This is a genomic window from Enterobacter sp. ku-bf2, from assembly GCF_001742765.1.
Lineage (GTDB): Bacteria > Pseudomonadota > Gammaproteobacteria > Enterobacterales > Enterobacteriaceae > Enterobacter > Enterobacter quasiroggenkampii.
This window is the reverse complement of sequence record NZ_MDVW01000001.1, coordinates 65911-82979: the sequence shown is the minus strand read 5'-3', so window position 1 is coordinate 82979 and position 17069 is coordinate 65911. Positions and strand designations below refer to the sequence as shown.

The window sequence follows — 17069 nt, the reverse complement described above, 5'->3', positions numbered from 1 at the left end:
GAATAATTTGCTCCAGAGTAAATTTCTGGAGCAAATGCGTGCAAAAATGCTACTGCATAAGGAATTTTTCAAGGAATTGACGGGTTCGCGGCTGTTGAGGGTTAGCGAACAGGCTTTTCGCTGGCCCCTGCTCCACAATCCGCCCCTGATCCATGAAGATGGCTCTGTCAGCGACATCGCGCGCAAAGCTCATTTCATGGGTGACGATCACCATCGTACGTTTCTCCTGCGCCAGCTGGCGAATGGTGTTCAGCACCTCGCCCACCAGTTCCGGATCGAGCGCAGAGGTCGGTTCATCAAACAGGATCACGTCCGGGCGCATCGCCAGCGCACGCGCTATCGCCACGCGCTGCTGTTGGCCGCCAGAGAGGCGACGCGGATAGCTGGTCTCTTTTCCCGCCAGCCCAACTTTGGCGAGCAGTTCACGAGCCCGCGCCGTCGCTTCCTCTTTAGGCTCACCTTTAACGATAACCGGACCTTCAATGATGTTCTCCAGCACCGTACGATGTGGGAAAAGATTGAAGTTCTGGAAAACAAAGCCGACATGCTGGCGCAGGCGGCGAATCAACCCTTTCTGCTGGCTGATGGATTTCCCGGTATCAATCGTTATCTCCCCGACCCGGATGGTGCCGCCTTCCGGCTGTTCAAGCAGGTTAATGCTGCGCAGCAGCGTCGTCTTTCCCGAACCGCTCGGTCCGATAATCGCCACCACTTCGCCCTGCTCGACCTCCAGATCGATCCCGTGGAGCACCGTTTGACCGTGGAATTTTTTCACCAGGTTTTTGACGTCAATTGCACTCATTTTGGATCACGCTCCTGGCGGTTAAGCTGGTTTTCGAAATAGTTTTGCAGAGCAGAGAGCACTGTCGCCATCACCCAGTAAATCAGCGAGGCGGCCAGATACATGGTAAAGACCTCGAGCGTACGGGAGGTGATGAGCTGTGCCTGACGGAAAAGCTCCGGAACCTGAATCGTTGCCGCCAGGGAGGTATCTTTCACCAGGCTGATAAAGCTATTGCTGAGCGGCGGAAGCGCCACGCGCGCCGCCTGCGGCAGAATGGCGCGGCGCAGCGTCTGCCAGGGCGTCATCCCGATACTGGCCGCCGCTTCCCACTGCCCTTTGTCAATGGAGGAGATGGCCGCACGCAGGGTTTCGGAGGTGTACGCCGCGGTATTGAGCGACAGGCCAATCATCGCCGCCGGGATCGGATCCAGCTCGATACCAAACTGCGGTAAGCCGTAGTAAATCATAAAGAGCTGCGCAATAAGCGGCGTACCGCGAAACACGGAGATATAAAAGCGCGCCAGCCAGCGCACCGGCAGGATGGGCGACATGCGCATCAAGGCCAGCACAAAACCCAGAACCAGCCCAAAGAACATCCCGCCGATACTAAGCTGTAACGTAAATACCGCACCTTTCAGCAGATACGGCAGAGAATCAATAACCAGTTGAATACTTTCTTGCATTATTATTTTTCGACCTGATTTTTAGACATGAGGATGGTAGGCAAACAGCGCAGGCGCTCCGCCGGTATGGACAAATAAAATCGGCCCTTCATCCTTAAAGCGTTTTTGCGCAATGCCGTCGATCAGTCCGGCCATCGCTTTGCCGGTATAGACCGGATCGAGCAGTATGCCCTCGAGGCGCGCCAGCAGTTTCACCGCTTCCATTCCCTCTTCGTTCGGCGTGCCGTAACCCGGCGCAAAATAGTCATCCCAGAGCAGAATATCGGCCTTTGCCTTCAGCTCCAGCTGCTCTGCGACCGCCTGCTGTAACGTAACCACTTTTGGCTTCTGATCCGCGACGCTGCGGGACACCGTCACGCCAATCAGTTCGACGTCCGGCAGCAGTTGCTCCAGCCCCACCGCCAGCCCTGCATGGGTGCCCGCACTGCCGGACGCGACCACCACGGAGGAAAGACTCACCGCGCCCTCGCACTGCTGCGCGATCTCCAGCGCGCTTTCCACATACCCCATCGCACCCAGCGCATTCGACCCGCCGACGGGGATAACGTAGGGGCGGAACCCCTGCGCTTCCAGACGCGTCGCCAGCTCATCGAGCTGGGCGGTCGGGTCGGTCAGCGCTTCAACCATCTCAACCTGCACGTTAAACAGATCCAGCAGCAGGCGGTTACCGTTGGTGAGATAGTTTTCAGCCCGCGTGCCAATCGGGTTTTCCAGCAACGCCACGCAGTGGAGCCCAAGTTTCGCCGCTACGGCCGCCGTCTGGCGAACGTGGTTGGACTGGATGGCCCCGGCAGTAATGAGCGTATCCGCGCCTTCACGCAGGGCGTCCGCCGCCAGAAACTCCAGCTTGCGCAGCTTGTTGCCCCCCATCGCCATGGGCGTTACGTCATCACGCTTAATAAAAATATCGCGCCCTAAATAATCAGAAAATCGCGGCAGATACTCCAGCGGCGTCGGCGCGCCGATAAACTCCAGGCGAGGAAAGCGCGTTAAATTCTGTAGTGACATGGATGCTCCGGTAACTCTGACAAAATGTGATATTTTTCATTATGCACGCAGACGCGTAAGAAATAAAAAAGGCGCTTTTAAAAGCGCCTTTTTTTACGTCCGAAACTTATTTCGTGACGTCTGCCCCGAACCACTTCTCAGAAAGCGCTTTCAGGCTGCCGTCTTTTTGCATATCAGCAATCGCCGCGTCAATCGCTTTCACCAGGTCTTCGTTACCTTTACGAATAGCCACACCGGATTCCTGACGAGAGAACGCATCACCTGCGACCGCCAGGGTGTTGTTGGTTTTCTTCACCAGATCCAGCGCCGCCAGGCGGTCAACCAGAATGGCGTCGATACGGCCCACGCGCAGATCCTGGTATTTCGTCGGGTCATCATCATAGGTACGGATATCTACGCCCTGCACGTTCTGGCGCAGCCACTCTTCGTAGTTGGTTCCCAGACCGACACCGACTTTCTTCCCTTTCAGGTCCGCGGCAGTTTTAATCCCACCTTCGTTGCCTTTCTTCACCAGCGCCTGAATACCGGATACGGTATACGGGGTGGAGAAGTCATACTTCTTCTTACGCTCGTCAGAAATGGTGACCTGGTTGATGACCACATCAATACGTTTCGAATCCAGCGACGCCAGCATACCGTCCCATTTGGTCGGTTTCAGGGACGCTTTCACGCCGAGGTGTTTCGCCAGCTCTTCAGCAAACTCCACTTCAAAACCGGTCAGCTTACCGTCATCGCCCTGGAAGCTGAACGGAGGATAGGTTCCTTCCAGCCCGACCAGCAGCGTACCGCGCTCTTTCACTTTATTCAGCAGGTTTTCTGCGGCGAACGTTTTCACGCTCATGCCTGCAACCAGCGCAACGGCCATAACACCCATCAGCGCCTGACGACCCAGAAGTGCAAATTTCATAAATACCCCGATATAGTGGAATTTTTACGTAGTGTAGAGAAATCGCCTGCAACGTCAAAGGCGACTGCGCTACATCTTATTCTTTTTTAATATATATCAGAAGTTGTTCCGGCGTGGGCTTTCTGCTTTATGGCACCCGGCATTTGTACCTTATATTGTGCATACTTGCGCAGCGCAATTCGGTAGTTGTTGGTGCTGGTCGCAGGCAGCCACGGCTCCAGGTTCTCGTCCAGATAACCGGTTTTCAGCAGATCGCGGGAAATGTTGTTCACGGTCAGATGTTGTCCGAGGCGACGCAGGCGAACCACATATTCGCGCACGGTGCCGTGGCTCATCTCCGTTTGTTCAAACAGGAACTGCTTGAAGCCGATAATGTCGAAGAAGTCGCTTTGCTCTTTGCAGTGGAGATCGCCACAGAAACGGCAAAGCGCCACCCACTCTTTTTGCTCTTCGAGCCATGCTGCTTCGTCCATCAACGTGTCGAGGCGCGAAATCGCGATCTTATTGACGATTTCGCCACGGCGAACCAGCGTGATACGATCGAGTAACTTGTTACAGTGGGCGCAATGCGTCTGGCTGTGTTTAAAGTCTTTCAGGTAGCGGCTTAAAGGCCGTCTTTTAGATTGCTGCACCGTCATGATAACTCCTGGTTGTCAATACGTTGTGCGGCATTTTTAAGGTGAATCAATCACCTATAACTTACCCAGCTTGGTTCGTAAGCGTTTAATGGCCTGGCTGTGCAGCTGGCTCACCCGCGACTCTCCCACCTCCAGAACAGCGCCAATCTCTTTGAGGTTAAGCTCTTCCTGGTAATAAAGGGTCAATACCAGCTGTTCGCGTTCAGGCAGAGCTTCAATAGCTTCCATGACGCGCTGGCGTAAATTCCCTTCCATTAAATGGTGTAACGGGTTTTCTTGCTGGTGCTCATCCGTCACCAGCTCGATGCTATCGCCATGCTCTTCTCGCCACTCGTCATAAGAGAAGAGTTGGCTATTATTGGTATCGAGCAACATCTGACGATACTCTTCAACAGCAATGCCAAGACGATCCGCCACTTCAGTTTCCGTTGCGTTGCGTCCCAGTTCCTGTTCCAGCTGCCCCATCGCATGCGCCACTTCGCGTGCGTTGCGGCGAACACTGCGCGGCACCCAGTCACGGCTGCGCAGCTCGTCCAGCATCGCACCACGAATACGCTGAACTGCGTAAGTCGTAAATGCCGTTCCTTGCAGAGCGTCGTATCGGTCAACTGCATTCAATAACCCGATACCGCCCGCCTGTAGCAGATCGTCGAGTTCCACGCTCGCCGGCAAGCGCACCTGGAGGCGCAATGCTTCGTGACGCACCAGCGGGACATAACGCTGCCACAGCGAGTGTTTATCCATTACACCTTCAGCGGTATAGAGTGAATTCACGATAAACAGCCCTGCGTTAGTTGAGTTATCGGCATGATTATCCGATTCTGCAGGGCGTTCAATTGGATGAAAAAGGGGGATAAAGTGAGGTTATTCTGAGGTTGCCCTCAACCGGGGCAACTTTTCTGCCTAAATTAACAGTTGCAACAATGAAAGATCGTCGCCCAGTTTGACGCTATCTATATGTTGATGAAAGAGCTTTCCCGCTTCCTGATTATGCTGGCTTAGCGAGTGGAAGCTGTAAATAACATCAATGATATTATCTTGTTCAATTTTCCCCGCCACGATAGCCTGACCGGCAAGTAACGTTTTCAGGAAATAGTACTCGGCAACGATTAAATAAAGATTATTCAACATGCTGCGACCGTTGCTCTGCGGGAAGCCCTGCTCCCAGAGTTTGTATTTAAAAAAGTTCTTAAATAAGTGGTCATTGGTCGCCAGGTAACTACCCGCCACATCGCGCCAGACGGACTCGATGTTCTCCATGACCTTCTCTGCCGGTTCGGCATCACCGACAGATTCGAACTGTTGATAAAGCTGGGCAAAATAGTGGTTTAACACCGCACCGCCGCGGGCCGTCGCTTTCTTCGTAAAGTAACTCTGGATGAGCGAAATTAACGCGAATTTCAGGCTGTAGTTCTGATTAAATCCGCCCAGCTCCGTCTTGATTTTACCGCTCACCAGTTCGTTAACCAGCGAGAAATAAACCGTTTCGAGCGTGCCGATATTTTCTTCCAGGTTTTCGAGTTTTTCAGCCACCATGAGGAACTTCACCACGGCGTAAACCTGTTCTTCAACGCTAACGTCCTCAACGCTGAATATATTCTGGCAGAAGAGATTGATGACTTTTGCCTTTAAATCAATCATCGGCGCAGTATTGACGTCCTGCTGGACAATGACCGATTCCATCATCGACATAGACTCCCGATCGTTCAACAGAAGTCGGGTGACTTCCGGACACGAGAGATTCAATGATTTTTCGATTTCATTTTTATAGACCCGGTTTGTCCGTGGAAACGACGAACAGGTTGGGCTTAAGGCCTGCGCGCCCATGGCGCTGTGAATAGAACAGAGTTTTTCCGTATCCATGAACGGACAGTTTTTACTTTCCGTATGGAAAATCACTTCGCCCCAGTTGCCATACTGTTTTTTGGTAACTTTTATCGCCGTTTTCGCCGTGTGACGAATGGCGGCATTTTTACTGTTCAGATAGCGATTAACGGAGGATTTATCAAATGCGATGGTCCAGCCCTGACAACAATGTTCACGGCATTCCCCACCGACACATGAAAAATCTGCGACCAGCTTTGGTTGAGTGACACTGATTTGTTTCACGGGCGGATTCTCAAATAGCAGAGATAAAAAAACCCCGCCGAAGCGGGGTTTCGTGCGTAAAATTAACGCAGCAGAGACAGAACAGTCTGTGGAACCTGGTTTGCCTGAGACAGAACAGAAGTACCAGCCTGCTGCAGGATCTGCGCGCGAGACATGTTGGAAACTTCAGTTGCGTAGTCAGCGTCCTGGATACGGGACTGAGCAGCAGACAGGTTGTTAGAGGTGTTGTTCAGGTTGTTGATTGCAGAAGTGAAGCGGTTCTGCACAGCACCCAGGCCTGAACGTGCTTTATCAACGGTAGCGATAGCTTTGTCGATGGTGTTCAGGTCGGTAGCGGTCATTGCTTTCAGGTCGATTGCGTTCACGCCCAGAGTAGTAGAGTCAGCTTTCGCGCCGCTCAGATCCAGGTTGATGGTGTCGCCGTCGTTAACGCCAACCTGAATTTTAACTACGCCCGCAGTACCTGCAGTGCCGTCCAGCAGTTTGATGCCGTTGAAGTCAGTTTTGCCCGCAACACGGTCGATTTCAGCCAGACGAGCGGTAACTTCATCCTGCAGAGAAGCCAGGTCAGATGCGCTGTTGGTGCCGTTGCTTGCCTGAACAGCCAGTTCACGTACACGCTGCAGGTTGTTGTTGATTTCGTTCAGAGAACCTTCAGCAGTCTGCGCCATGGAGATACCGTCGTTGGCGTTACGTGCTGCCTGAGTCATCCCTTTGATCTGAGCGGTCATGCGGTTTGCAATCGCCTGGCCAGCAGCATCGTCTTTCGCGCTGTTAATACGCAGACCGGAAGACAGACGCTCGATAGCAGTGCCCAGAGAAGACTGAGATTTGTTCAGGTTGTTCTGAGTGGTCAGGGACAACAGGTTAGTATTGATAACTGCCATAATTTTCTTTCCTTCAAAAATTGGGTTTTAGGTCCGGTGCCTAACACTCACAGCGTCTCTCACCGTCAACAAGGTTATCGACGGGTCCCCAAAAGACTTTAGAATCAATTTTGAAAAAATTACAACCAACTGATTATTAACGGATTTATTTTTAAAAAATCAATTAAGGTCCGTCAGCGCGTTATTATTTACGCTTTTTTAACGCGCAAAGAGATGACAAAAAAGGCACACACTTATTCGTGTTTTCAATGCGCGGATAATGATCCTAAAGTGCAATCCTTTCATTTACCCCGCCAGGACATGCCTATTCTTTGGATTATTTTTTTCTCACCATCGTAAACTTTTACGTTAAGAGGCCGATAAGAGTCCTGAACTACTTTCGTATTTTAAGGAAAATATGCATGGCTACTATCAGTAACCTCGGGATAGGTTCTGCAGGACTCGGGGATTTATATAATCAGTTGGAAGCGGCAGAGAAAACCAAGCTGACGACGATTACTTCCCAGCAATCAACGTATAACGCACAGTTAAGCGCTTACGGCAAGCTGCAGAGCGCCATGACATCGCTGCAGACTGCCACCGCTGCACTGGGTAAAGCCACCACCTGGAACTCAACGTCCGTGAGCAGCACCAACACGGCCTTTACCGCCACGACGACAGCTGATGCGTCCGTGGGTTCCTTTGTGGTTAACGTCAACCAGGTTGCAAAAGCACAGGCGCTCACTACCGGCTCCTATGCAAACAACACGGATCTGCTCGGCGATACGACAGGTACAACGCGTAAAATCACCATCACCCAGCCGGGCACGAAGACACCGTTAGAGGTCACGCTGGCCGATGGCGATACGTCGCTGGCCGGGATCGCGAGCGCCATTAATAAAGCGAACGGCAACGTTACCGCCAGCGTCATTAAAGCGAAAGACGGTGATTACCGCCTGATGCTGTCATCAAAAACCACCGGTACCGATGGTGCGATGACCGTCAGCGTCACTGGCGACGCCAAGCTGCAAAGCGCCATTGGCTACGATTCAACCACCAAAACGGGCGCGCTGACGGTAAACACCGACGCGCAGAACGCGATTGTGGTGGTGAACAACATCTCTATCGAGCGCCAGTCGAATACCATTACCGATGCGCTGCCTGGCGTCACCTTCTCGGTGAAGGCCGAAAGCAAAGCCGATGAAACCCTTGAGGTTTCACGCGCAACGGATGCAAACCAGAAGGCGATTACGGACTGGGTCACGGCGTACAACTCGCTGCAGTCCACCATTAACAGCCTGACGAAATATGTGCCAGTCGATGCAGGCTCCGGCAGCCAGTCTACCAGCAACGGCGCGCTGGTCGGTGATGCGAACGTGCGCGGAGTTCAGTCTCAGCTGCGCGGTCTGCTGACCGAAGTGCAGGCCGGCTCGGTTCAGATCATGGCCCAACTGGGGATTACCCAGGACCCGGTTAAAGGCTCAGACGGCACCGTCGGTAACCTGAAGGTCGATACCGACAAGCTGAAAAAAGCGCTGACCGACAACCCGAACGCCGTACAGCAGTACTTTGTCGGTGACGGAAAGAAAACCGGTATGGCCACGCAGATGAACAACACGCTGACCGCCATGCTCAGCACCAGTACCGGTAGCGCCGGGGTGATCCAGAACGCGAAAGACGGGATCAACAAAACGCTGAAAACCCTGGGCGAACGTTACGATGCCATGGATGCCCAAATTGAAGCCACCATGGCGCGTTACAAAACCCAGTTCACCAGCCTGGACGTATTAGTCACCAAAATGACCAGTACAGCCAACTACCTGACCCAACAGTTCTCACAAAAATAGTCGTCGCATTGAGGAGTGGAAATGTATAAGACCTCTGGTGTTCAATCCTATCAGCAGATAGGAGTCGAAAGTGCAGTGATGAATGCCAGTCCACACCAGCTGATTGTCATGTTGTTCGACGGGGCGCATAGCGCCCTTGTTCGCGCGCGTTTGTTCATGGAAGCCGGACAAATTCGTGAGAAAGGCGAAGCGTTATCCAAAGCCATCAACATCATCGACAACGGTTTAAAAGCAGGACTGAACATGGAGGTTGAGAGCGAGTTGTCCGGTAACCTTGCCTCCTTGTACGAATATATGGTTCGACGTTTGTTACTGGCGAATGTCAGTAATGACGTAGACGCAATTGTTGAAGTCGAGGGTTTATTAAACAACATTGCGGATGCGTGGAAGCAAATCGGCCCCAATGCGTCCTCTATTTCAGGATAATTTTGATGAATAATCCCAGCGCAGCGCTTAGCCACTGGCAGGCGTTACATGCTCAGAGCATTGCTATGCTAAATCTCGCACATTCTGGTCAATGGGATGCGCTTATCGAGCAGGAAATGCATTACGTACAACTGGTGGAAAGGATTTCTCAAACGCCCATCATGTCATGCCCTCCGGCTCAGGTTGAGCAAGCGCGTGCGCTGCTGGAAATGATCCTTGAAAATGAAAATGCGCTTAAGGCGCTGCTGAAAGTCCGCATGGACGAACTGCGCAGTCTGATCGATCAAACCGGCAAACAGCAATCCATCACGTCTACCTATGGAAAGCTGTCAGGGAATATTCTTTATCCAGAAAGTTTTACCCGCGACACACAACTATGATTTCTTCATCCATACTCCAGAAGTCTGCCAATGGCTTCTGGAGCAAGGATGATGAAAAACCCCACCCTGTTACAATGTTTTCACTGGTACTACCCTGCTGGCGGTGAATTGTGGCGAGAGGTCACGGCGTTAGCACCCAATCTTAACGAAATCGGCATCAACATGATCTGGCTACCGCCCGCCTATAAAGGCGCGTCAGGCGGGTATTCTGTCGGCTATGACTCCTATGACCTGTTCGATCTGGGCGAGTTTGACCAGAAAGGCAGTATCGCCACCAAATACGGCGACAAAGCGCAGCTGCTGGAGGCCATCGACGCCCTCAAGCGCAACGACATTGCCGTGCTGCTGGACGTGGTGGTCAACCACAAAATGGGCGCCGATGAAAAAGAGCCTGTGCGCGTTCAGCGCGTGAACGAGCAGGATCGCACGCAAATCGATGATGAGGTCATCGAGTGTGAAGCCTGGACCCGCTATACCTTCCCTGCCCGCGCCGGGCAATATTCCCAGTTCATCTGGGATTACAAATGCTTCAGCGGCGTCGACCACATTGAAAACCCCGATGAAGACGGCATCTTTAAAATCGTCAACGACTACACCGGCGAAGGCTGGAACGATCAGGTTGATGATGAGATGGGTAACTTCGACTATCTGATGGGCGAAAATATCGACTTTCGCAATCACGCCGTCACCGAGGAGATCAAATACTGGGCCCGCTGGGTCATGGAACAGACGGGCTGCGACGGTTTTCGTCTGGACGCCGTCAAGCATATTCCCGCCTGGTTCTACAAAGAGTGGATTGAGCACGTCCAGGAAGTCGCCGACCAGCCGCTGTTTATCGTGGCGGAATACTGGTCCCACGAGGTGGATAAGCTTCAGGCCTATATTGACCAGGTCGAAGGCAAAACCATGCTGTTTGATGCCCCCCTGCAGATGAAATTCCACGAGGCGTCACGTCAGGGTCGGGATTACGACATGAGCCAAATCTTCACCGGCACGCTGGTGGAAGCCGATCCGTTTCATGCGGTGACCCTCGTCGCGAACCATGACACCCAACCTTTGCAGGCGCTGGAAGCCCCGGTCGAAGCCTGGTTTAAACCGCTGGCCTACGCGCTGATCCTGCTGCGGGAAAATGGCGTGCCGAGCGTCTTTTATCCGGACCTCTTTGGTGCCAGCTATGACGATACGGGTGGAGACGGAGAAACGTACCATATTGATATGCCTGTCATTGAGCAGCTCCACGAGCTGATCCTCGCGCGCCAGCGTTTTGCCCACGGCGTGCAGACGCTGTTTTTTGACCATCCTAACTGCATCGCCTTCAGCCGCAGCGGTACGGAAGACGATCCCGGCTGCGTGGTGGTGATGTCGAACGGCGACGACGGCGAGAAGGTAATTTGCCTGGGGGAAAACTACGGCAACAAAACGTGGCGTGATTTTCTCGGCAATCGCGAAGAAACGGTCACCACGGCGGCAGATGGCGAAGGAACGTTTACCTGCAAAGGCGGAAGCGTCAGCGTGTGGGTGATTGAGGATGCGTTGTAGAAACAATGCCGGGTGGCGCTGACGCTTACCCGGCCTACGGGACGGTACTTTTGTAGGCCGGGTCAGGCGAAGCCGCCACCCGGCAAAAAAACGGCTACGGTAGTTTACTCGCCAGCGGGTTCTTGCTCAGGTAATCGGCACACTCAACCGTTGGGCGATCGACCTTCTGCAGCTCCAGCCCGTCGTACTCAAGCGTCGAGCCATCGCGCTCCAGCGGATAGATATCCAGCTTACGCGTCACGTTGTAATAACTGTCTGAACGCAGCATGATTTTACCCGGCACGGCAATCACGCGCTGCCACTGACGGCAGTCCAGCGTATCGCCCTCTTCCGTCACCACCAGCGTGGCAATCGCATTCGGGCTGACCATGTTGCTCTGCGGCCCTTTCGACTGCCAGTATCCCGCCAGATGCGCCGGAACAGGATGCTTGATCACGTCGTTATAATTATCGACCTGAACGCACCCGGTCAGTGCCAGCAGCGCGCCAGCAATTGCTATTTTTTTCATCATCTTTCCTGCATTCGAAGAAAAAAATATTGTGGCATTAAAGCGCTGCGGCTGCCAGCGAAGATCGACAGGTCTTAGACCTGCATCCCCATCACTTCCTGATAGGCCGACACCAGCTTGTTACGCACCTGGATCCCCATCTGCAGAGAAACCGAGGCTTTTTGCAAATCGGTCATCACATCATTCAGCGCCACGCCCGGCTCGCCGAGGGTGAACTTCTCAGCCTGAGTGCGCGCTGCGGTCTGGGTATCACTGATACGGTCAAGAGCGGCATGCAGTTGCCCTGCAAAGCTGATGCCTGGCTGCTGATCTGCCACATTCTGGTTACGGGCCGTCATCGCCGTTGCCTGCAACTGACTGATTACCCCTTCAATGCCCTGTATAGCCATGACTCTCCCCTGGATGGTTTTTTACGCGGTCAAGACTAACAGCTTGTCAATAAGATAATGGCGGTAAATAGCATGAAAAAACCAGGTTATTTGACGCATAGAAAATCACGAATCATCAAATAATGGCAGGGCCATCAATATGGAACTTTTGTCGTGTTTGCCGACCCGGGAGTCAGTTTTGTTTCTCTACACGAATAACGTAAACCACCAGGATTTAAGAGGTGCGCAATGAGTGCAACAGCATCGACAGCGCCGCAGAATAAATCACTCGAGTGGATGAACCGCCTTCGCGCGAATCCTAAAATCCCGTTGATCGTGGCAGGCGCTGCCGCAATTGCGATCCTTGTAGCGATGGTCCTGTGGGCGAAAAGCCCTGATTACCGGACGCTCTACAGTAACCTTTCCGATCAGGATGGCGGCGCCATCGTCACCCAACTGACCCAGATGAACATCCCTTATCGCTTTGCCGATAATGGCGGTGCGCTGGAGGTCCCGGCAGATAAGGTGCACGAACTGCGTCTGCGCCTGGCCCAGCAGGGGCTGCCGAAAGGCGGCGCGGTGGGCTTTGAGCTGCTGGATCAGGAAAAATTCGGTATCAGCCAGTTCAGCGAGCAGGTGAACTACCAGCGTGCGCTGGAAGGTGAACTGGCCCGCACCATTGAAACATTAGGCCCGGTGAAGAGCGCCCGCGTGCACCTGGCGATGCCTAAACCTTCCTTATTTGTCCGCGAACAGAAATCACCTTCGGCTTCCGTGACCGTGAACCTTGAGCCTGGCCGCGCGCTGGACGAAGGGCAAATCAGCGCGGTGACGCATCTCGTCTCCAGCGCCGTCGCCGGTCTGCCGCCGGGTAACGTGACGCTGGTTGACCAGAGCGGTCACCTGCTGACGCAATCCAACACCGCCGGTCGCGATCTGAATGACGCGCAGCTGAAATATGCCGCCGATGTGGAAAGCCGTCTCCAGCGTCGTATCGAAGCGATCCTCGGCCCGGTAGTGGGCAACAGCAACGTGCACGCGCAGGTCACCGCGCAGATCGACTTCTCGAATAAAGAACAAACCGAAGAGCAGTACAGCCCGAACGGCGATGCGGCTCAGGCGGTCATGCGTTCGCGTCAAATCAACTCCAGCGAGCAGATTGGCGGTGCCTACCCGGGCGGCGTGCCGGGCGCGCTGTCTAACCAGCCTGCCCCGGCAAACGCGGCGCCGATCTCTACGCCGCCGGCCAATCAGCAGAACGGTCAGCAAAATAATCAGCAGACCACCTCTACGGCGAATAACAGCGGCCCACGAAACACCAGCCGTAACGAAACCACGAACTACGAAGTGGATAGAACGATTCGTCACACTAAACTGAACGTGGGCGATATTCAGCGTCTCTCCGTTGCGGTAGTGGTGAACTACAAAACGCTGGCGGATGGTAAACCGTTGCCGTTGACCGCCGAGCAGATGAAGCAGATTGAAAACCTGACCCGCGAAGCGATGGGTTACTCCGAGAAGCGCGGCGATACCCTCAACGTGGTGAACTCACCGTTCAACTCGGTTGAAGAGACTGGCGGTGAACTGCCGTTCTGGCAACAGCAGGCGTTTATCGACCAGCTGATGTCCGCAGGACGCTGGCTGCTGGTGCTGATTGTCGCGTGGCTGCTGTGGCGTAAGGGCGTTCGTCCACAGCTCCAGCGCCGTGCTGAAGCTGAAAAAGCGGCTCGCGAGCAGATGAATGCGCGTCAGGAAACGGAAGAAGCGGTTGAAGTTCGCCTCAGTAAAGATGAACAGATGCAGCAGCGCCGTGCTAACCAGCGCATGGGTGCCGAGGTGATGAGCCAGCGCATTCGCGAAATGTCAGATAACGATCCGCGCGTCGTGGCGCTGGTCATCCGCCAGTGGATGGGTAACGAACATGAGTAATACGCTTACGGGCACCGATAAAAGCGTCATCCTGCTGATGACCATTGGCGAAGATCGCGCAGCAGAGGTGTTTAAACACCTCTCCCAGCGAGAGGTACAGATTCTCAGTGCGGCCATGGCCAACGTGCGCCAAATCTCCAATAAACAGCTGACCGAAGTGCTGTCGGAGTTTGAGCAGGAAGCCGAACAGTTTGCTGCGCTGAACGTCAACGCCAACGACTACCTGCGTTCCGTGCTGGTCAAGGCGCTGGGCGAAGAGCGTGCCGCCAGCCTGCTGGAAGACATTCTGGAAACGCGCGATACCGCCAGCGGTATCGAAACGCTCAACTTTATGGAACCGCAGAGTGCCGCCGACCTTATTCGCGACGAGCACCCGCAGATTATCGCCACCATTCTTGTCCACCTCAAACGTGGTCAGGCGGCCGATATTCTGGCGCTGTTCGAAGAGCGCCTGCGTCACGATGTGATGCTGCGTATCGCCACCTTCGGCGGCGTCCAGCCTGCCGCGCTGGCGGAGCTGACCGAGGTGCTGAACAACCTGCTCGACGGCCAGAACCTCAAGCGCAGCAAAATGGGCGGCGTGAGAACGGCGGCGGAAATCATCAACCTGATGAAAACGCAGCAGGAAGAGGCCGTCATTACGGCGGTTCGCGAATTCGACGGCGAGCTGGCACAGAAAATCATCGACGAGATGTTCCTGTTCGAAAACCTCGTCGAAGTGGACGACCGCAGCATCCAGCGCCTGCTCCAGGAAGTGGATTCCGAGTCGCTGCTTATCGCCCTCAAAGGCGCCGAGCAGCCGCTGCGCGAGAAGTTCCTGCGCAACATGTCTCAGCGTGCGGCCGATATCCTGCGCGACGACCTTGCCAACCGCGGCCCGGTTCGTCTGTCTCAGGTGGAAAACGAACAGAAAGCCATTCTGCTTATTGTTCGTCGTCTGGCGGAAACCGGCGAGATGGTGATTGGCAGCGGAGACGACACCTATGTCTAATGAGCTGCCGTGGAAGCGCTGGACGCCGGACGATCTGGCCCCTCCCCTCTCCGAGTTCACGCCAGCCGTGATCCCGACCGAGGAGCTTGACCCGGACGTCGAACAGCCTGAGCTAAGCGAAGAAGAGCAGCAAGCACAGATGCTGGCTCAGCTGCAAATGCAGGCGCACGAGCAGGGCTACAATGCCGGTCTGAACGAAGGCCGGCAGAAAGGCCACGAGCTGGGGTATCAGGAAGGCCTGTCAAAAGGGTTAGAGCACGGTATCGATCAGGCGCGCCAGCAGCAGGCGCCGATCCATGCCCGCATGCAGCAGTTGGTCAGCGAGTTTCAGCACACGCTGGACGCGCTGGACAGCGTGATTGCCTCGCGACTGATGCAGATGGCGCTGGAAGCCGCGCGTCAGGTGATCGGCCAGACGCCCGTCGTGGATAACACGGCGCTGATTAAACAAATTCAGGGCCTGCTGCAGCAGGAGCCGCTGTTCAGCGGTAAGCCGCAGCTGCGCGTCCATCCGGACGACCTGCAGCGCGTGGAAGAGAGCCTGGGCGCGACGCTAAACCTGCACGGCTGGCGCCTGCGCGGCGATCCGTCGTTACATCACGGCGGCTGCAAAGTCTCAGCCGATGAAGGCGATCTGGATGCCAGCGTCGCCACCCGCTGGCAGGAACTGTGCCGCCTGGCGGCACCGGGAGTCGTCTGATGACCGCACGCCTCACCCGCTGGCTCACCACGCTCGACAATTTTGAGACGAAGATGGCGCAACTGCCCTCTGTTCGTCGTTATGGGCGACTGACGCGCGCCACCGGTCTGGTACTGGAGGCCACCGGCCTGCAGCTACCGCTGGGCGCGACCTGCGTGATCGAGCGTCAGGACGGTCTGGAAACGCGTGAAGTGGAAAGCGAAGTGGTCGGGTTCAACGGCCAGCGCCTGTTCCTGATGCCGCTTGAAGAGGTGGAAGGCATTCTGCCCGGCGCGCGCGTGTATGCCAAAAACACCTCTGGCGATGGGCTGCAAAGCGGGAAACAGCTGCCACTTGGTCCTGCCCTGCTGGGGCGCGTGCTGGACGGCAGCGGGAAGCCGCTCGACGGGCTGCCCTCGCCGGACACCACCGAAACCGGCGCATTAATCACCCAGCCGTTTAACCCCCTGCAGCGAACCCCTATCGAGCATGTGCTCGATACCGGCGTACGCCCGATTAACGCCCTGCTGACCGTGGGACGTGGGCAACGTATGGGCCTGTTCGCCGGGTCAGGCGTGGGTAAATCCGTTCTGCTCGGCATGATGGCGCGCTATACCCAGGCGGACGTTATCGTAGTGGGCCTGATCGGCGAACGTGGTCGCGAAGTTAAAGATTTCATTGAAAACATTCTGGGTGCGGAAGGCCGTGCCCGCTCAGTGGTCATCGCCGCACCGGCGGACGTGTCGCCGTTACTGCGTATGCAGGGGGCAGCGTATGCCACCCGCATCGCCGAAGATTTTCGTGACCGCGGCAAGCACGTGCTGCTGATCATGGATTCGCTGACCCGCTACGCGATGGCGCAGCGTGAAATCGCGCTGGCTATCGGTGAGCCACCGGCGACCAAAGGCTACCCACCTTCGGTCTTCGCCAAACTCCCTGCCCTGGTGGAACGTGCGGGGAACGGTATCAGCGGCGGCGGCTCCATCACCGCGTTCTATACGGTGCTGACCGAAGGCGATGACCAGCAGGATCCGATTGCCGACTCCGCACGCGCGATCCTTGACGGCCATATTGTGCTGTCGCGTCGTCTCGCCGAAGCCGGACACTATCCGGCAATTGATATTGAAGCCTCTATCAGCCGCGCAATGACGGCGCTGATAACCGAGAAGCACTACGCCCGCGTGCGTAACTTTAAACAACTCCTCTCCAGCTTCCAGCGCAACCGCGATCTGGTCAGCGTGGGGGCGTATGCCAAAGGCAGCGACCCGATGCTCGACAAAGCGATTACCCTGTGGCCGCAGCTGGAGGCATTTTTGCAACAAGGCATTTTTGAACGTGCCAACTGGGAAGATTCAATTCAGGCACTGGAGCTGATTTTCCCGCAGGTGTAACACAGGTGGAGGGCGA

18 protein-coding genes are annotated in these 17069 nt (G+C 55.0%); 8 read left to right on the top strand and 10 right to left on the bottom strand.

Annotation, left to right across the window (positions count from 1 at the left end):
* Positions 1-49 precede the first annotated feature (49 nt).
* The 8 genes from tcyN to BFG58_RS00340 form a co-directional block, all read right to left on the bottom strand.
* A complete protein-coding gene (gene tcyN / locus BFG58_RS00375; RefSeq protein ID WP_008500343.1) occupies positions 50-802 on the bottom strand; it encodes an L-cystine ABC transporter ATP-binding protein TcyN in 753 nt (250 codons plus the stop codon).
* On the bottom strand, positions 799-1467 hold the full coding sequence (gene tcyL / locus BFG58_RS00370; protein WP_014884380.1) for a cystine ABC transporter permease: 669 nt from the start codon (positions 1465-1467) through the stop codon (positions 799-801). Before tcyL ends, tcyN begins: the two co-directional genes overlap by 4 nt.
* A 21-nt stretch (positions 1468-1488) precedes the next feature.
* The gene (dcyD, locus tag BFG58_RS00365) at positions 1489-2475 is read right to left on the bottom strand and encodes a D-cysteine desulfhydrase (protein ID WP_069718965.1); all 987 of its coding nucleotides are present in this window, start codon (positions 2473-2475) and stop codon (positions 1489-1491) included.
* Positions 2476-2581: 106 nt separating this feature from the next.
* The gene (gene tcyJ, locus BFG58_RS00360; RefSeq protein ID WP_069718964.1) at positions 2582-3382 is read right to left on the bottom strand and encodes a cystine ABC transporter substrate-binding protein; all 801 of its coding nucleotides are present in this window, start codon (positions 3380-3382) and stop codon (positions 2582-2584) included.
* A gap of 86 nt (positions 3383-3468) precedes the next feature.
* The gene (gene fliZ, locus BFG58_RS00355) at positions 3469-4020 is read right to left on the bottom strand and encodes a flagella biosynthesis regulatory protein FliZ (RefSeq protein ID WP_008500339.1); all 552 of its coding nucleotides are present in this window, start codon (positions 4018-4020) and stop codon (positions 3469-3471) included.
* A gap of 54 nt (positions 4021-4074) precedes the next feature.
* Complete coding sequence (locus BFG58_RS00350) at positions 4075-4794, bottom strand: RNA polymerase sigma factor FliA (RefSeq protein WP_008500338.1); 720 nt, start codon at positions 4792-4794, stop codon at positions 4075-4077.
* Between the two features lie 129 nt (positions 4795-4923).
* On the bottom strand, positions 4924-6129 hold the full coding sequence (gene fliB, locus BFG58_RS00345) for a flagellin lysine-N-methylase (RefSeq protein ID WP_045908168.1): 1206 nt from the start codon (positions 6127-6129) through the stop codon (positions 4924-4926).
* A gap of 62 nt (positions 6130-6191) precedes the next feature.
* Entirely contained in the window at positions 6192-7016 is an 825-nt protein-coding gene (locus BFG58_RS00340) for a flagellin (RefSeq protein ID WP_023312294.1), read from the bottom strand.
* A gap of 401 nt (positions 7017-7417) precedes the next feature.
* Here BFG58_RS00340 and fliD point away from each other — a divergent pair, with 401 nt between their 5' ends.
* Genes fliD through amyA form a run of 4 tightly spaced genes read left to right on the top strand, consistent with a single transcriptional unit; the run spans position 7418 to position 11187 of the window.
* Positions 7418-8842: a flagellar filament capping protein FliD gene (gene fliD / locus BFG58_RS00335; protein WP_045908166.1), complete on the top strand. Its 1425-nt coding sequence runs from the start codon at positions 7418-7420 to the stop codon at positions 8840-8842.
* A gap of 21 nt (positions 8843-8863) precedes the next feature.
* Positions 8864-9268, top strand: a complete 405-nt coding sequence (gene fliS / locus BFG58_RS00330; RefSeq protein WP_023312296.1) for a flagellar export chaperone FliS — start codon at positions 8864-8866, stop codon at positions 9266-9268.
* 5 nt (positions 9269-9273) lie between these two features.
* Entirely contained in the window at positions 9274-9648 is a 375-nt protein-coding gene (gene fliT, locus BFG58_RS00325) for a flagella biosynthesis regulatory protein FliT (protein ID WP_045908165.1), read from the top strand.
* Between the two features lie 51 nt (positions 9649-9699).
* On the top strand, positions 9700-11187 hold the full coding sequence (amyA, locus tag BFG58_RS00320) for an alpha-amylase (RefSeq protein WP_069719641.1): 1488 nt from the start codon (positions 9700-9702) through the stop codon (positions 11185-11187).
* Between the two features lie 94 nt (positions 11188-11281).
* Here the strand turns inward: amyA and yedD are convergent, their stop codons facing one another.
* Both yedD and fliE read right to left on the bottom strand, forming a co-directional pair.
* Positions 11282-11695, bottom strand: a complete 414-nt coding sequence (gene yedD, locus BFG58_RS00315) for a lipoprotein YedD (RefSeq protein ID WP_032652553.1) — start codon at positions 11693-11695, stop codon at positions 11282-11284.
* Positions 11696-11769: 74 nt separating this feature from the next.
* Entirely contained in the window at positions 11770-12084 is a 315-nt protein-coding gene (gene fliE, locus BFG58_RS00310) for a flagellar hook-basal body complex protein FliE (protein WP_069718963.1), read from the bottom strand.
* A 228-nt stretch (positions 12085-12312) separates the two neighbouring features.
* Between fliE and fliF the strand changes: the two genes are divergently transcribed.
* Genes fliF through fliI form a run of 4 tightly spaced genes read left to right on the top strand, consistent with a single transcriptional unit; the run spans position 12313 to position 17053 of the window.
* Positions 12313-13992: a flagellar basal-body MS-ring/collar protein FliF gene (gene fliF / locus BFG58_RS00305; protein ID WP_069718962.1), complete on the top strand. Its 1680-nt coding sequence runs from the start codon at positions 12313-12315 to the stop codon at positions 13990-13992.
* Positions 13985-14983: a flagellar motor switch protein FliG gene (gene fliG, locus BFG58_RS00300; RefSeq protein WP_008500327.1), complete on the top strand. Its 999-nt coding sequence runs from the start codon at positions 13985-13987 to the stop codon at positions 14981-14983. Before fliF ends, fliG begins: the two co-directional genes overlap by 8 nt.
* Positions 14976-15683 carry a flagellar assembly protein FliH gene (fliH, locus tag BFG58_RS00295; protein WP_045908162.1) on the top strand — a complete coding sequence of 236 codons (708 nt, stop codon included), beginning with the start codon at positions 14976-14978 and terminating at the stop codon, positions 15681-15683. The genes fliG and fliH overlap by 8 nt, the downstream gene beginning before the upstream one ends.
* Positions 15683-17053 carry a flagellar protein export ATPase FliI gene (gene fliI / locus BFG58_RS00290; protein WP_045908161.1) on the top strand — a complete coding sequence of 457 codons (1371 nt, stop codon included), beginning with the start codon at positions 15683-15685 and terminating at the stop codon, positions 17051-17053. The genes fliH and fliI overlap by 1 nt, the downstream gene beginning before the upstream one ends.
* The last annotated feature ends 16 nt before the right edge of the window (positions 17054-17069 follow it).

Bases quoted from the DNA above. Each gene is read 5' to 3' on its own strand.
- tcyN (WP_008500343.1), bottom strand. From the start codon at position 802: ATGAGTGCAATTGACGTCAAAAACCTGGTGAAAAAATTCCACGGTCAA.
- tcyL (WP_014884380.1), bottom strand. From the start codon at position 1,467: ATGCAAGAAAGTATTCAACTGGTTATTGATTCTCTGCCGTATCTGCTG.
- dcyD (WP_069718965.1), bottom strand. From the start codon at position 2,475: ATGTCACTACAGAATTTAACGCGCTTTCCTCGCCTGGAGTTTATCGGC.
- tcyJ (WP_069718964.1), bottom strand. From the start codon at position 3,382: ATGAAATTTGCACTTCTGGGTCGTCAGGCGCTGATGGGTGTTATGGCC.
- fliZ (WP_008500339.1), bottom strand. From the start codon at position 4,020: ATGACGGTGCAGCAATCTAAAAGACGGCCTTTAAGCCGCTACCTGAAA.
- BFG58_RS00340 (WP_023312294.1), bottom strand. From the start codon at position 7,016: ATGGCAGTTATCAATACTAACCTGTTGTCCCTGACCACTCAGAACAAC.
- fliD (WP_045908166.1), top strand. From the start codon at position 7,418: ATGGCTACTATCAGTAACCTCGGGATAGGTTCTGCAGGACTCGGGGAT.
- fliS (WP_023312296.1), top strand. From the start codon at position 8,864: ATGTATAAGACCTCTGGTGTTCAATCCTATCAGCAGATAGGAGTCGAA.
- fliT (WP_045908165.1), top strand. From the start codon at position 9,274: ATGAATAATCCCAGCGCAGCGCTTAGCCACTGGCAGGCGTTACATGCT.
- amyA (WP_069719641.1), top strand. From the start codon at position 9,700: ATGAAAAACCCCACCCTGTTACAATGTTTTCACTGGTACTACCCTGCT.
- yedD (WP_032652553.1), bottom strand. From the start codon at position 11,695: ATGAAAAAAATAGCAATTGCTGGCGCGCTGCTGGCACTGACCGGGTGC.
- fliE (WP_069718963.1), bottom strand. From the start codon at position 12,084: ATGGCTATACAGGGCATTGAAGGGGTAATCAGTCAGTTGCAGGCAACG.
- fliF (WP_069718962.1), top strand. From the start codon at position 12,313: ATGAGTGCAACAGCATCGACAGCGCCGCAGAATAAATCACTCGAGTGG.
- fliG (WP_008500327.1), top strand. From the start codon at position 13,985: ATGAGTAATACGCTTACGGGCACCGATAAAAGCGTCATCCTGCTGATG.
- fliH (WP_045908162.1), top strand. From the start codon at position 14,976: ATGTCTAATGAGCTGCCGTGGAAGCGCTGGACGCCGGACGATCTGGCC.
- fliI (WP_045908161.1), top strand. From the start codon at position 15,683: ATGACCGCACGCCTCACCCGCTGGCTCACCACGCTCGACAATTTTGAG.